Source organism: Moorena sp. SIO3H5, assembly GCF_010692395.1.
In the GTDB taxonomy this organism is placed as follows: domain Bacteria; phylum Cyanobacteriota; class Cyanobacteriia; order Cyanobacteriales; family Coleofasciculaceae; genus Moorena.
On sequence record NZ_JAAHHS010000232.1, the window covers coordinates 1 to 12,176 of the forward strand.

The 12,176-nt window shown below is 40.4% G+C and carries 17 protein-coding genes and 1 pseudogene; 11 read left to right on the forward strand and 7 right to left on the reverse strand.

What is annotated here, in order from left to right; translation table 11 throughout:
* Window positions 1-709 precede the first annotated feature (709 nt).
* From F6K52_RS22495 to F6K52_RS22510, 4 genes are all read left to right on the forward strand, one after another.
* Window positions 710-1,060, forward strand: a complete 351-nt coding sequence (locus tag F6K52_RS22495; RefSeq protein WP_293082921.1) for a sialate O-acetylesterase — start codon at window positions 710-712, stop codon at window positions 1,058-1,060.
* A complete protein-coding gene (locus F6K52_RS22500) occupies window positions 1,035-1,622 on the forward strand; it encodes a sialate O-acetylesterase (RefSeq protein WP_293082924.1) in 588 nt (195 codons plus the stop codon). The genes F6K52_RS22495 and F6K52_RS22500 overlap by 26 nt, the downstream gene beginning before the upstream one ends.
* A 522-nt stretch (window positions 1,623-2,144) precedes the next feature.
* A complete protein-coding gene (locus F6K52_RS22505) occupies window positions 2,145-3,674 on the forward strand; it encodes an AGE family epimerase/isomerase (RefSeq protein WP_293082928.1) in 1,530 nt (509 codons plus the stop codon).
* Window positions 3,675-3,685: 11 nt separating this feature from the next.
* Window positions 3,686-5,245: an AGE family epimerase/isomerase gene (locus F6K52_RS22510; protein WP_293082930.1), complete on the forward strand. Its 1,560-nt coding sequence runs from the start codon at window positions 3,686-3,688 to the stop codon at window positions 5,243-5,245.
* 88 nt (window positions 5,246-5,333) lie between these two features.
* Here F6K52_RS22510 and F6K52_RS22515 read toward each other — a convergent pair whose 3' ends face one another.
* On the reverse strand, window positions 5,334-5,477 hold the full coding sequence (locus F6K52_RS22515; RefSeq protein ID WP_293082932.1) for a hypothetical protein: 144 nt from the start codon (window positions 5,475-5,477) through the stop codon (window positions 5,334-5,336).
* 182 nt (window positions 5,478-5,659) lie between these two features.
* Between F6K52_RS22515 and F6K52_RS22520 the strand changes: the two genes are divergently transcribed.
* The 3 genes from F6K52_RS22520 (at window position 5,660) to F6K52_RS22530 (ending at window position 6,962) form a co-directional block, all read left to right on the forward strand.
* The gene (locus F6K52_RS22520; protein ID WP_293082934.1) at window positions 5,660-6,415 is read left to right on the forward strand and encodes a thioesterase II family protein; all 756 of its coding nucleotides are present in this window, start codon (window positions 5,660-5,662) and stop codon (window positions 6,413-6,415) included.
* Window positions 6,416-6,591: 176 nt separating this feature from the next.
* Window positions 6,592-6,783 carry a hypothetical protein gene (locus tag F6K52_RS22525; protein WP_293082937.1) on the forward strand — a complete coding sequence of 64 codons (192 nt, stop codon included), beginning with the start codon at window positions 6,592-6,594 and terminating at the stop codon, window positions 6,781-6,783.
* A 44-nt stretch (window positions 6,784-6,827) separates the two neighbouring features.
* Window positions 6,828-6,962, forward strand: a complete 135-nt coding sequence (locus F6K52_RS22530; RefSeq protein ID WP_293082940.1) for a type II toxin-antitoxin system HicA family toxin — start codon at window positions 6,828-6,830, stop codon at window positions 6,960-6,962.
* A 189-nt stretch (window positions 6,963-7,151) separates the two neighbouring features.
* Here F6K52_RS22530 and F6K52_RS22535 read toward each other — a convergent pair whose 3' ends face one another.
* Window positions 7,152-7,367 carry a type II toxin-antitoxin system HicB family antitoxin gene (locus F6K52_RS22535; protein WP_075896543.1) on the reverse strand — a complete coding sequence of 72 codons (216 nt, stop codon included), beginning with the start codon at window positions 7,365-7,367 and terminating at the stop codon, window positions 7,152-7,154.
* A 36-nt stretch (window positions 7,368-7,403) separates the two neighbouring features.
* The gene (locus tag F6K52_RS22540; RefSeq protein WP_293082943.1) at window positions 7,404-7,559 is read right to left on the reverse strand and encodes a type II toxin-antitoxin system HicA family toxin; all 156 of its coding nucleotides are present in this window, start codon (window positions 7,557-7,559) and stop codon (window positions 7,404-7,406) included.
* Between the two features lie 529 nt (window positions 7,560-8,088).
* On the opposite strand from F6K52_RS22540, the gene F6K52_RS22545 reads away from it, so the two are divergent.
* Genes F6K52_RS22545 through F6K52_RS22555 form a run of 3 tightly spaced genes read left to right on the forward strand, consistent with a single transcriptional unit; the run spans window position 8,089 to window position 8,695 of the window.
* Window positions 8,089-8,262, forward strand: coding sequence for a hypothetical protein (locus F6K52_RS22545; protein ID WP_293082946.1), 174 nt, complete (start codon window positions 8,089-8,091; stop codon window positions 8,260-8,262).
* Between the two features lie 9 nt (window positions 8,263-8,271).
* Window positions 8,272-8,493 (forward strand): type II toxin-antitoxin system HicB family antitoxin, encoded by a 222-nt coding sequence (locus F6K52_RS22550; RefSeq protein ID WP_293082949.1) that lies wholly within the window; start codon window positions 8,272-8,274, stop codon window positions 8,491-8,493.
* On the forward strand, window positions 8,483-8,695 hold the full coding sequence (locus F6K52_RS22555; protein ID WP_293082951.1) for a type II toxin-antitoxin system HicA family toxin: 213 nt from the start codon (window positions 8,483-8,485) through the stop codon (window positions 8,693-8,695). The genes F6K52_RS22550 and F6K52_RS22555 overlap by 11 nt, the downstream gene beginning before the upstream one ends.
* Before the next feature lie 100 nt (window positions 8,696-8,795).
* On the opposite strand, the gene F6K52_RS22560 is transcribed toward F6K52_RS22555, so the two are convergent.
* Window positions 8,796-9,563, reverse strand: a complete 768-nt coding sequence (locus F6K52_RS22560) for a peroxiredoxin-like family protein (RefSeq protein WP_293082954.1) — start codon at window positions 9,561-9,563, stop codon at window positions 8,796-8,798.
* A gap of 376 nt (window positions 9,564-9,939) precedes the next feature.
* On the opposite strand from F6K52_RS22560, the gene F6K52_RS22565 reads away from it, so the two are divergent.
* Window positions 9,940-10,314, forward strand: a complete 375-nt coding sequence (locus F6K52_RS22565) for a DUF433 domain-containing protein (protein ID WP_293082956.1) — start codon at window positions 9,940-9,942, stop codon at window positions 10,312-10,314.
* A 164-nt stretch (window positions 10,315-10,478) separates the two neighbouring features.
* Here F6K52_RS22565 and F6K52_RS22570 read toward each other — a convergent pair.
* The 3 genes and pseudogenes from F6K52_RS22570 to F6K52_RS22580 form a co-directional block, all read right to left on the reverse strand.
* Window positions 10,479-11,051, reverse strand: a pseudogene (locus F6K52_RS22570) (Uma2 family endonuclease).
* Window positions 11,052-11,287: 236 nt separating this feature from the next.
* Window positions 11,288-11,632, reverse strand: coding sequence for a type II toxin-antitoxin system RelE/ParE family toxin (locus F6K52_RS22575; protein ID WP_070391078.1), 345 nt, complete (start codon window positions 11,630-11,632; stop codon window positions 11,288-11,290).
* Window positions 11,633-11,640: 8 nt separating this feature from the next.
* A complete protein-coding gene (locus tag F6K52_RS22580; RefSeq protein WP_293082959.1) occupies window positions 11,641-11,910 on the reverse strand; it encodes a ribbon-helix-helix domain-containing protein in 270 nt (89 codons plus the stop codon).
* Window positions 11,911-12,176: the final 266 nt, after the last annotated feature.

Below are 12,176 nucleotides of genomic sequence, written 5' to 3' on the forward strand. Positions count from 1 at the left end.
AGGTCCGGGTTCCTTCGTGACTGGAGGCCAGACGTGTGCTGTTCCTATCTGGGAACAGGGAGCAGGGAACAGGGAACAGGGAGCAGGGAGCAGGGAGCAGGGAGCAGGGAGCAGGGAACAGGGAGCAGGTAATATGGCATCAAAAATCACTACAATTCATTTATAATCCCGCTCTGCATTATTTCTAAATTATTTTGTCAATATGACAACCGTTATTCTTAAAATTATCAGCTATATTTAAGCGTTTTACTCTCATCAAGATATGAGAGTTTTTTTTGACTAGTAATTCCTCAAGTTAAATTTGTTTTTAACTAATATCTCACGGGATGACAACAAAGCTTAAACCTAGATAGTTGTTGGGTTTTAGGTTTTAGGTTTTAGGTTTTAGGTTTTGGGTAAAATGAGCGCATCGGTGTCATTTGTATTTCCCAGCAATTGAAGCAATTTTTACCAATTCCAGTTCATAGATAGTTTTAATCAATCCATCCCGCTTGACGATGTTACCTAAAACCTAACCCCTAAAACCTAACCCCTGTAAGATTTTAAAGAGCGCTTGTCACCCCGTGAGTTGTTTGACTATTGGCTCTTTTCCCCTCCTGGGAGCAGGGAGTAGGGAATTTCAAAATTAGTCAAAAATACTGAGGACATTAATACTATGATAACCGTTAAAATCCTAACTATTGAAAATATCAACTAAAAAGGCAATATCATGAAAGTTTGCTCCAGACTTTCCTATTTAGTTATCGGTTTAGTTATCTGTACTTTTTTAGGTATTAAATTACAAAAGTCTGCTCAAGCAGACCAGTTGCTCAGACGCTACGGTCTCCTGAGTACTTCCGCTATTAAGCATGATCAAAGCAAACCGGTTGCTGGCAATTTTCAAGGCAAGATGTCCTTATTTATTTTGGCAGGACAGTCGAATATGTCAGGAAGTGGTCCGTTGACACCTGCTAGTTCGGTTACCCACCCCAGAGTTTTTGTCTTTGGAAACGATTACCGCTGGCATCTAGGCAGCGAACCGATTGATTCACCAAGTGGACAAGTTGATCACGTCTGTTGAAGATAAGTCAGCTGGAGTCGGTCCAGGGATGGCCTTTGCTACTGAATTGCTCAAATACGATCCTGAACTGATTGTTGGTTTAATTCCCTGTGCTAAATGGGACACTACTATTCAACAGTGGCAAAAAGATCTAAGTGAAGATACTTTGTATGGCTCTTGCTTAAAGCGAGCCTATGCGGCTTCACCAATGGGAGAAATTAAAGGTATACTATTCTTTCAGGGAGAAAGTGATGCCTTTAATCCTCAAGCCGATCCAAGTCGAACACATTTCCCTAATCAGTGGGCTGATAAATTTATTACGTTGGTAAAAGATTTCCGTCAAGACTTAGGAAAACCTGAGTTACCAGTAGTTTTTGCTCAAATTGGCACCACTACATTTAAAAAAAAGCTCTCCAACTGGGAAACGGTTAAAGCGCAACAGGAAACAGTCCAGTTACCAGCTACTGAGATGATCACTACAGATGACTTGGCTTTGCAAGACCAGGTTCACTTTACAACGGAAAGTTATTTGATTATTGGCAAAAGATTTGCTAGAAAATTTTGGAAACTTACTCAAAGATAATACTCAAAGATAATCTCAAAGATAATCTCAAAGATAATAAAGTGCATCAAGACAGGGAAAACTAGAGGAAACGTCGCCATTGATTCCGTTGACACTCCCCATAGCTAGAAGCTAGGGGATTCTTGGTTGGCCGTAGGCCACGCTACGCGAACAACGAGCCAGCTTGCTCATCCAGGTCGGCAGGGCTGTTTCTTGCGTCGGACTCAAATTCATGGGTGAGGGCTTGAAAGCCGCTTCTGGTCAGCAAATCGGCGCGAAACTTTTGCCAGTCAGGAGGTTCAGGAAACCAAAAAATTGAGAATGAAACAGCCTTGCCTTATTAAGGAGGTTTAGGGGGGATTCCTTTTATTTTGAGTGCAGACCTGATAGTATATTAATTACAAAACTAAAAAAAAATGCTCTGCTGATTTTTGCAAGTGAATCCGATCAGATAGCTGAGTAAGATTTATAAGCAATAACGGAAATCCAAAAAACTTAATGAAGTGCTGAGTTACTCAAATTGCTAAAACCCTTTATTTACAGATGATCAAAAAATATCGATTTTATTTATATGTAGTCATTACTACTTTAGTAATTACCTTGATAGTTGGCTTGTCACCAACCATTAGCCAACCTATATTAGTCGAACAAAAATCACCAACCCTAACCGGTGAAAGATGGTTACAGCATGTAGAGGAAGACCTCAATCCTTGGTGGTTAATGGAAACTGCTTTTGGTAAACCTGTAGGTAATTTTCCTAGCTTGCGATGTGACAATGGGGAGCTACTTGATTTGTCTCAACCATGCCCAATATTTAAGGATTTAGACGATGAAGAAAATTGGATTAAAAATTACTTTAATAAAAAGCACATAGTTGCTCAGTCTCGTCAAGTTTACACCTACGGGGTAGCTTATCACTTGACTGGAAATCCCAAATTTTTAAATTTGGCTAAAGCCGGATTAGATTGGATTCGCAACTATGGATTTGATCGAAAAAATGGAGGTGTATTTACTGTCTTTTCTGAAGATAATCTTACTCCTCTTTCTTCTGTTTCAGAGCGTAATAGTCAAGAACTAGCCTATGCTTTACAGGGCATGGCTTTTTATTACTATCTCACTCAAGATGAAGAAGTATTGCCAGATATCATTAAATTAAAAGACTTTATATTTAAAAATTACTATGATTCAGAACAAGACATAATACTTCAATTCCCGAAAAACCCTCAAAACCAGGAATCCAAAAAACACAGGAAAAGAATAGTGTATGAATTAGATCAAATGAACACCTATCTAATGCTTCTCGCACCGATATTACCTGAACCTTACCAGTCGCAGTGGAAAAAAGATTTGGTTCACATGTCGCGTATCTTAATGAACCAGTTTTACAGTCCTGAATATAATACTTTTTGGTATTATATTGACAATTCAGAAGATAAAAAAATATTAACTGGCAAAACTGATTATGGACATTCAATAAAAACGTTGTGGATGATCTACCTAACTGGTAAATTAGTTAACAATGAAAGATTTGTTACTTTTGCGAGAACTAGTGCTGATCAGTTATTAAAAGAAGCCTATGATTCTGAATCAGGAACATGGTATTCACGATTGTATGTTGATAAAAATCAAAAATTAATTAAAGACCTTAATAAAAGTTGGTGGATCTATGCTGAATTGGATCAAGTAGCAGGAACTCTGAGTTTAGAAAACTCATCCTACGTTGACAACTATTTAAAATCAACAGTTAATTGGTGGTTTAAGCATATGGTAGATCATACTAATCATGGAATCTGGCATAAAGTAATTTGGCCAACATTAGAAAACAAAGGTTTTAAACAATGGAAATGGAAAAATGGTTTTCACACTTACGAACATGCTTTAATTGGCTATATTACTACTCAAGCAACTCAAGGAGAAAAAGTGAAACTATACTTTGCCCGTAAGGAAGGACAAGAAAACCAAGGAATTAGACCTTACTACAATACAGGAAAGATTGAAAAAATCAATAACAAACCGCTAACTTCAATACCTAAAATGAATAAAATAGAAGTTACTTTTACTGAAATAAATTAACTAAAAATACAATGCTTAAACTTTTTCGCAAAAACAAATTGGCTTTTAGTCTAATCAATAGCATCATTATCTTGAGCATTTGTTGCTTTTATACCGTATTTAAACCAATATTAGCACAACAAACTACAGAAATAACGATGGGTCAACAATGGTTACAGCATCTAGAAGAAGACCTCAATCCTTGGTGGTTGATGGAAACTGCTTACGGTAAACCTGTGGGTAATTTTCCTAGTTTTCGCTGTGACAATGGTGATCTAGTCAATCCATCTAAACCCTGTTCAGCTTTTACTAAATTAGGAGACAATTATAGTTATATTACCAACAACTTAGATAAAAACTATATTGTCTCTCAGTCTCGTCAAGTTTACACATACTGCGTCGCCTATCATTTAAGTGGAAACCCAAAGTTTCTTAGTTTAGCAAAAGCTGGAATAGATTGGATTCGTAACTATGGACTTGATCGAGAAAATGGTGGTGCATTTAGTTACTTAAAAAGAGAAACTCGCGAATCTGGTCCTTCTGTTTTAAAGCGTACTAGTCAGGAACTAGCCTATGCTTTACAGGGAATGGCTTTTTATTACTATCTAACTCAAGACCAGGAACTATTACCAGAAATTATTCAACTAAAGGACTTTATCTTTGAGACCTATTATGATCCAAAACTAGAGATGATGATGTGGGTTCCCAAGCAAGTTAAAAATGAAAATGTTACTAACAATTGGCTTAAACAGAAAAAACATTTGCTTTCCCAATTGGATCAGATTTATACCTACATGCTTATTCTGGCCCCAATCTTACCAGAACCTTATCAATCAGAATGGAAACAAAATTTGTTAAAATTATCAAGTACTGTAATTAACGAATTTTATAGCCCTGAATATAATCTATTCTGGATGGAGATTAACAATATAGGAGAGGGAAAACTGCCCACAGATTATGGTCATTCCATGAAAGCCTTTTGGATGATTTACTTAACTGGTAAACTTCTCAATAATCAAAGATTTATTGACTTTGCCCAAATAGGTGCATCTCGTATGCTAGAGGAAGCTTATGATGTGGAATCAGGGCTTTGGGGTAAAGGTATTAGTTTTGATGAGAATGATAAGGGTGTTCGTGACCTTGACAAAAAATGGTGGGTCTATGCTGAATTAGATCAAATGGCAGGAACACTTAGCTTGGAAGACTCATCCTACGTTGAAAAATATTTAAAATCAACTGTTAATTGGTGGTTTCAAAATATGGTAGATCATACTAATCATGGAGTATGGAACTTACTGACTTGGCCGACCTTAGAAAAGCAATTACCTAAACAATACCACTGGAAAAATGGATTTCACTCCCATGAACATGCCCTAGTTGGTTATATTACTTCTCAGGCAAACCAAGGAGAACAAGTTAAACTATACTTTGCTCGCCAGAAAGGCAAAGAAAAAGATAATATTAAACCTTACTACTATACAGGTGATATTGTTGAAATCAATAGGTCGCCAATGCCATCACTAACTGATAGGAATCTGCCTTCACTATCGGATTTGAATCGGGTGATAGTAAGTTTTACTGGTATTAAATAGGGTTTGCTGAACAGAAGCCAGAGGGCAGAAGAAAGGAGTAAGGTTTCAAGGGTAATGGTGTTTTATCACTAATTATCCCCACATGATATTAATATATAGCAATTATACGACTTGTGAGGTACAAATTTATGGTTTTTAGGGAGCAGGGAGCAGGGAGCAGGGAGTAGGGAAGAGGGAAGACAGAAGAGGGAAGACAGAAGAGGGAATAGGTAAAAACTAATGTATACCTCATGATTACTAGAAACGCTATAACTCGGATTTTATTGTAAACTATTTATGGGCTTAGTGAAATAACCACTAAGCCTATTATCTTGTATTACAAAAGTGATCCATTTCCGCGTTAATAATTTAATTCGCCACGGGTCGCACCTCTGCATCGCTACTCCTTACTCCCTGTTCTCTTCAAAATAACCAATGACTACTACCAACTCTTGGATCACTCGCCCAAAACCAAATCCTAAAGCCCGCCTGCGTCTATTTTGCTTTCCTTTTGCTGGTGGTGCTGCTTCTAGCTTTCGCACTTGGCCAGACCAATTGGTACCGGATATCGAAGTCTGCCCAGTGGAACTGCCCGGACGGGGCAAGCGACTGCGGGAACCCCTGTTTACTGGTATATTGCCCCTGATTGAAACCCTAACACCAGCGTTACTGCCCTATCTCGATATCCCCTTCGCCTTTTTTGGTCACAGTCTTGGAACAATAATCAGTTTTGAATTAGCCCGTCAACTCCGGCGCGAAAAAGCCCCGAGTCCTCAACACCTGTTCATTTCCGGTCGCCGCGCTCCTCAAGTACCTCCCCGAAAACGTCCCCTTCATAATTTGCCCAAGTCTGAGTTGATCGAAGAATTGCGTCAATATAATGGCACACCAGAGACTGTGCTAGCAAACCAGGAGCTAATGGAACTATTTCTACCGATCCTGCGAGCGGATTTCGGGATTAACGAAAACTATACCTACACTAGCGAACCCCCACTTAATTGTCCGATATCTGTTTTCGGAGGTTTGGAGGATACCGACGCCAACAGTGATGAGCTTGCGGCCTGGGGTGACCAAACCAGTAGCACTTTCACGATAGACATGTTTCCTGGTGGCCATTTCTTTATTAATAATAAAAAGGAGTGTAATCAGCTTTTGGAGCTGATCACAAAGTTTGCGATCGCGCAAAGGTGATTCCTCGGGTCTTTCCTTGAAACCCCCATCTGGTGTTCCCGTAGCGGAGGCCGTAGGCCACCGCGAGCGGGGAGCAAAAGCCTTTAACCAGCTTTTAAGGGAAATATGGCTAAACAATTACCAAGCTATGAACGGATTTTTTTAAATTATCGAAGCGCGAACATAGGGTAAAATCCATGAAAATTACATATACATATTGGAAAGAAGCGGATGGGATGTTCTTGGGCTATTTGAATGAATTTCCAGATCATTGGACACAAGGGGTTGATCTAGAAGAATTAAAAGAGAACTTAGCTGATCTCTATAGAACATTTTCTAGTGAAGAAATTCCCGGAATTAAGAGAGTCGCAGAACTTGAGCTTGCATGAAAAGACTCGATTTAATTGCCTACTTATAAAACTCCGGTTGCTATTTGATTCGACATGGTGGGAAACACGATATTTACCATAACCCAAATAACGGACAAACGGAACCAATTCCAAGGCATCGAGAAATTAATGAGCGATTGGCTAAAAAGATTATCAAAAGCCTGACACAAGAAAATTAAATGCGAATAAAATAGCGCGAGCGGGTTGGAAGGGTGATCTCTGTTGTTGGTTGGGTTGAGTGCATACGCTCTTGTAGGGTAGGTTCGATTACACCAGATCTCTCAAGACATTTATTGACCGAATATCACTGAACGCACCATCCCACCCAATAGATCTTGAGATCTTGTAGCATTTTGAGAAACTAGGGATTAAGCTGCTATTTCTACAAATCCGACTTGGGTTTGAGGTTGAGGGATTTTTTCTCCTTTTTCGACCAAAACTTCCAGATAAAGTGCAATCGCCTCTTTAACATTTTCTTGGACTTCTTCCAAACTGTCACCAATACTAACACAACCGGGTAAATCTGGCACAATTGCCCCCCAGTTGGTATCGCCTTTTTCATAAATTACTGCATATTTTTTCATTGTTCATCTCCTAACTGTGCTTGTTTCCAAATTGCACTACCATGTTCCGATGGGTATATCATCACTTAGCTTACCTGGAACTACTACAATACCTGGCTTTTGAGGATGAGATAAAATTCTATGACTTCCCCGCATTCTTACTTGATACCATCCATCTTTTTTTAATCGCTTAAGTACCTCTTTAACTTTCATTCAGACAGTTGTTCATAATTTTAATCGAATTATATCTAGTTGATATTGTTATACAATCACCCTATTTTAACTAATTAATCTGATTTTATTTTCTAGTTTTTTAAAGTATCTACAGATTCTTGCTTCGTCATTTGGCTTTGACGAAATAAACGAAGGATTTGTAATAAATAATTGTAGAATCTGTTCGTCGGAATTTTTTTATATTTATAATAATAAATCGTCACGCCAATCAGTAAGCGGACGTGTTAGCTCAGAACTCGAATGATTCATGATTCATTTCCTCAAGATCGAGAGTATTAATTTGTTTTGGTTTTCCAATTTGTTGCACTTTTATATTATAGTGCGTACGCGATCTTGTGCGGTGGGTTGAGGAAATGCTTTAGTAACGCACCCCCACACTTTGCTAGAATGCAGCTAAGAAGCAAAGGTTGGGAGGAAAGTAGGTCGATGACAAAGGTAGTTATCCCTTAGCTCAGAATTAGAAGCACTACTGCGTGAATATGCTGCTCAGCGAGGTCAAGATGTTAGCTTGGTTGCCTCCGAATTGCTGGCTAGTGTCTTAGAGTCGGAGGTGGAAGATTCACAGGAGGCTATCAAGGGCATTCAAAAAGGACTGAATGATTTCGATGCAGGTCGATTTCGGTCTTTCGCTGAGTTTGCCCAAGAGCAGCGTCGCCAGTATAACCTGCCAGTCGATTCATGAAATACCCTAATGAAATCCATAAACGACTATAAAATCATTTTACGTCCCGATGACAATGGAACTTTTGTCGCCTATATTCCAGCCATTAAAGGATGTCATGCCTGGGGAGAAACTCCTGAAGCAGCCCTCAGTGAATTAAATCCTGTTTTTGAGATGATTCAAGAAGAATACCTCGAAGAAGGCAAAAATTTACCTGATGATGTCGAGGTAACTTTTTCTCATGCCAGCTAAAGCTAAAACCTTAGAAAAAGTTGCTAAACAATTAGGCTTTCAGAAAGTTCGTCAAAAAGGAAGTCATGCCCGTTGGAAGCATCCGGATGGACGGTCAACCACTATTCCTGTTCATGGTAATGCTGAGATTGGAGGTTGGTTATTTCGAGAAATACTCAAGCAGTTAGGAATTAGCGAGAAGGAATTTGATCAACTCAAATAAGTGCGAACGCGCCCCGCGTGGCCTACGGCCAATCGCTCTTTTATTGTGCGTTCGATTACACTAGATCTATCAAGACATTGTTACTATCCCTTTGGTAGAGCTAATCTAATAAAAACGACAGTGGACGACTCATATTCTGAGCAAAGCCAAGGAGCCCGCCATCGCGGTATTGGTAGAGTAATTTCCCCTGTGAATCGAATAAGAAAGTTCCCCCTCGCTGGGTCACATAAGCCCCATTGGGCACATAAGTATTCCAGTGGCTTAAAACCTCTGTCATATTCCGCAGCCGCAGGGTTGCCAATTCAAAGGGTCTTTGAAAACCTTTGCCACCAGCCAGCCGGAAGAATGACCCCTTGATAGGCGGAAGTGGTACACCTCGCACAACCTCCTCATCATCCAGCAACTGCGGAGCCTGACTATCGCCCCAATAGCCTCGAAATACTTCAGCTAGAGTGCCAGGACTACCAATACCCGCAGACATCAGCAGCAAATTCAAGTAGGCATTTAGGGTTATTGAGAGCCCTGGTAGCTTGAGCGATAGTCCTGGATAAAGATTAAGCTGGTGGTGCAGCTGTGTATTGGGAGAGACAAATAGCCAATCCCCAGGAAACCCCGTATAGTTACAGAATCGCTTACCAGAATCGCGATTGCCAATACCAACAGCTCGTATTACTATACCCTCGCTCTGTAATCTTTTTGCTTCCCGTTGCAGCCACCAAGCGTATTCGAGACTGTCGAAATCTCCAAGTTGGGGCCAGACAAGTACCAGCTGGCGGGTGGCTGACTCACAACCGCTCAGAAGTGGCAGGATGACTCCATCACTTACCCGCTGGCACTGGGTCTGATTTAAGATTGTGTAAGGATTCATTTTAAACCGGTTGTTTTAAGGAGAATGTGGTTTTATAAGTAAAGCACGTTTGGACATTGGTTTGAGCTTTGCGAGTCACGCGATCGCTTCTTCTTTAATTTGTTGAATTGCTGGTAAATCAGGAGGTTGTTGGTAGCTCTCCATTCCCAGCCAAAGCAGATACTCAATCAAACCCAGCAGGTCTACTGACATTGCTGCCTCAATCAAAGGTATTTATCTGCCTCGATCGTAAATTCGGGACTTACTTGAAACTACGCTCGAGTTGAGCCTGGTACGATCGCCAATCAACTCAATGAGTAAGCGATCGGGCTTGGATATAATGGATTCTGGGTATCAAGGGAATAGATAGCTATCCAGCAGGGATAAGAGGTTTAATATGGTGTCAGCACCTACTGAAGAACCAGCAATCATTCGGACAGAGCGGGGATTGACAATCGCAGGTACACGCATCACTCTTTACGACGTGATGGATTACCTGAAAGCTCAGTATCCACAACAGTTGATCTGTGAAAAACTCGGTCTTAATAATGATCAGATTCGTTCAGCGCTAGCCTACATTGAAACTCATCATGTTGAGTTTGAAGCGGAATACCAAGAATGTCTACAAACAGCAAAGGAAATTCGGCAATATTGGGAACAGCGAAATCGAGAACGATTTGCCAAGATTGCAGCAATGCCTCCGAAGCCAGGTCAGGAAGCCCTCCGTGCAAAACTCCAAGCATGGAAAGCGCGAATTGAAGCCCAGGCATAGGTATTAACTTTCTGATTGACTACAATTTAACTGGCGATCCTGTTCTATTTTGGGGAACACTCTCGGCTGAAGGATGGCTCGAACTATTACCTATTCGCTTCTTTACATTTCAGGACTATTACAACCTATAATTTTGGTGATATCATTCAGTTATCCGTGCTGTTTTACTTAACCGGAAAGAAGCGATTGATTAGTACATAAAAATTTGGTAATAAAGGAGAAGTTAACTCATCCTGATCAAATAAGGTAGCAACTAGAGTTAATTTTACCTTGTCTCGGCTATATACCTCTACTTGCTTACGAAAACGATCGACAATCCAATATTCTTTTACCCCTTGAACTGAATATAATTTTACTTTCACTTCGCGGTCGCGTTTTTCATTTTATTTACCAAAAGAAATGACTTCCAGCACTAATTCAGGTGCTGCGGTCAGATGTCCGGCTTCATCTTCAATTTGAGCTAATCTTTCTTGGCTTACCCACACTACATCAGGAATCACATTATCGGCATCTGAGAAGATAATTCCGGGAGTAATAATGGTTTCACCATTACCTGTCGATTCTGACCAATTATTCAAATAACTAAAAATTCTCCCACAAATTTGTTGATGTCGTCGGTGAGGCGTTCGGGTCACAAATAATTTTCCGTCAATTATTTCGTAGATTGTCCCTTCCGAGTGAGGTAATAGTTCTAAATCATCGATTATCAAACTGACTCGATAAATCGTTTCAGTCATAGCAATTATCCTGATTTAATCTGTCTTAATTTGATCTATTTCAGCTTGGTCAATGAGAGAAGTTATTGCCTATAGACCTGTTACAAAAGCGATTTTGATACCAGGCAATCTGTGGGATTCAGACCACTTTTGCCAAACGTCTAATATCTAGAGGGAATTGAAATATTGCCAGAAATTCTACGAAATTTGAATTTAAATCAGGGCATCTTCAGGTAAGAAAACATCACCTTACCTAACTAAATCCCTTCCATATCACTCATAAGACGCGATGGTATATGCATTTTATGGGCATACAGGACTTCCACCAGGATGGTTGCGTTATCTTCTAAGCGAAACAGCACCGCATGGGGAAAACCTTGCAAGCGCCATTTTCTGAATTGATAGACTTGCAGATCCTCGTATCCTTCACCGGCATCGTAGAGAGCGCAGGCATAGGGATTGTTTTTGATGAAATCCAAGGCTTGCTCTACGGCGGCGATGAATCGTTCGGCCACATCTACTCCAGCACGGTTTTTGTAATTCTGTGCATAGTCCCGCCACTGTCGCATAAACAGGGCACTTTTTTGCATGGAGAATGTCATCGTGCTATTTAACTGAGGCTATGGCGAATGGTGTCGGCATCATCCTCTGTCAGAGGGGTATAACTTTTCTCATGGAGAGACTGCCGCAATAAGCTGTTTATGGCGTATCGTTCAGCCGCAGCAGTTTTTTCCATATGTTTGCGAATGAGATCCCGAACAAATTCACTGGGTGTTTCGTATAGCCCGTTTTCTCCTGTCATCTCGGCGACAAATTGCGCTAGTGGTTCCGGCAATGTAGCGTTGATGCGTTTGGGGGGCTGATTGTTCACAGACGGCATAGCACGCTCCTTGACAGCAAGTTTTTATCAACACTATAACATTCTATCAGCTAAAGGGCAATATTTCGCATATATTGCCCTTTAGCTGTCACTAGTCACACAGTCACTGCCTACTCCCTACTGCCTCCTCCCTACTCCGTTCGCGTAGCGTGGCCAACGGCCTCAGTCCCTAATCCCTAAAACAATCAAGCTCCCAGGCTTCCCTCAGGGTAATCCCGGTAAGAGTAATTATCGAAACTAAGAGCCTAACACTAACTAATCTCAGA

Excerpts from the sequence above, each read along its gene's own strand:
- F6K52_RS22495 (WP_293082921.1), top strand. The coding sequence starts at position 710 with ATGAAAGTTTGCTCCAGACTTTCCTATTTAGTTATCGGTTTAGTTATC.
- F6K52_RS22505 (WP_293082928.1), top strand. The coding sequence starts at position 2,145 with ATGATCAAAAAATATCGATTTTATTTATATGTAGTCATTACTACTTTA.
- F6K52_RS22510 (WP_293082930.1), top strand. The coding sequence starts at position 3,686 with ATGCTTAAACTTTTTCGCAAAAACAAATTGGCTTTTAGTCTAATCAAT.
- F6K52_RS22515 (WP_293082932.1), bottom strand. The coding sequence starts at position 5,477 with ATGAGGTATACATTAGTTTTTACCTATTCCCTCTTCTGTCTTCCCTCT.
- F6K52_RS22520 (WP_293082934.1), top strand. The coding sequence starts at position 5,660 with ATGACTACTACCAACTCTTGGATCACTCGCCCAAAACCAAATCCTAAA.
- F6K52_RS22525 (WP_293082937.1), top strand. The coding sequence starts at position 6,592 with ATGAAAATTACATATACATATTGGAAAGAAGCGGATGGGATGTTCTTG.
- F6K52_RS22535 (WP_075896543.1), bottom strand. The coding sequence starts at position 7,367 with ATGAAAAAATATGCAGTAATTTATGAAAAAGGCGATACCAACTGGGGG.
- F6K52_RS22540 (WP_293082943.1), bottom strand. The coding sequence starts at position 7,559 with ATGAAAGTTAAAGAGGTACTTAAGCGATTAAAAAAAGATGGATGGTAT.
- F6K52_RS22550 (WP_293082949.1), top strand. The coding sequence starts at position 8,272 with ATGAAATCCATAAACGACTATAAAATCATTTTACGTCCCGATGACAAT.
- F6K52_RS22555 (WP_293082951.1), top strand. The coding sequence starts at position 8,483 with ATGCCAGCTAAAGCTAAAACCTTAGAAAAAGTTGCTAAACAATTAGGC.
- F6K52_RS22560 (WP_293082954.1), bottom strand. The coding sequence starts at position 9,563 with ATGAATCCTTACACAATCTTAAATCAGACCCAGTGCCAGCGGGTAAGT.
- F6K52_RS22565 (WP_293082956.1), top strand. The coding sequence starts at position 9,940 with ATGGTGTCAGCACCTACTGAAGAACCAGCAATCATTCGGACAGAGCGG.
- F6K52_RS22575 (WP_070391078.1), bottom strand. The coding sequence starts at position 11,632 with ATGACATTCTCCATGCAAAAAAGTGCCCTGTTTATGCGACAGTGGCGG.
- F6K52_RS22580 (WP_293082959.1), bottom strand. The coding sequence starts at position 11,910 with ATGCCGTCTGTGAACAATCAGCCCCCCAAACGCATCAACGCTACATTG.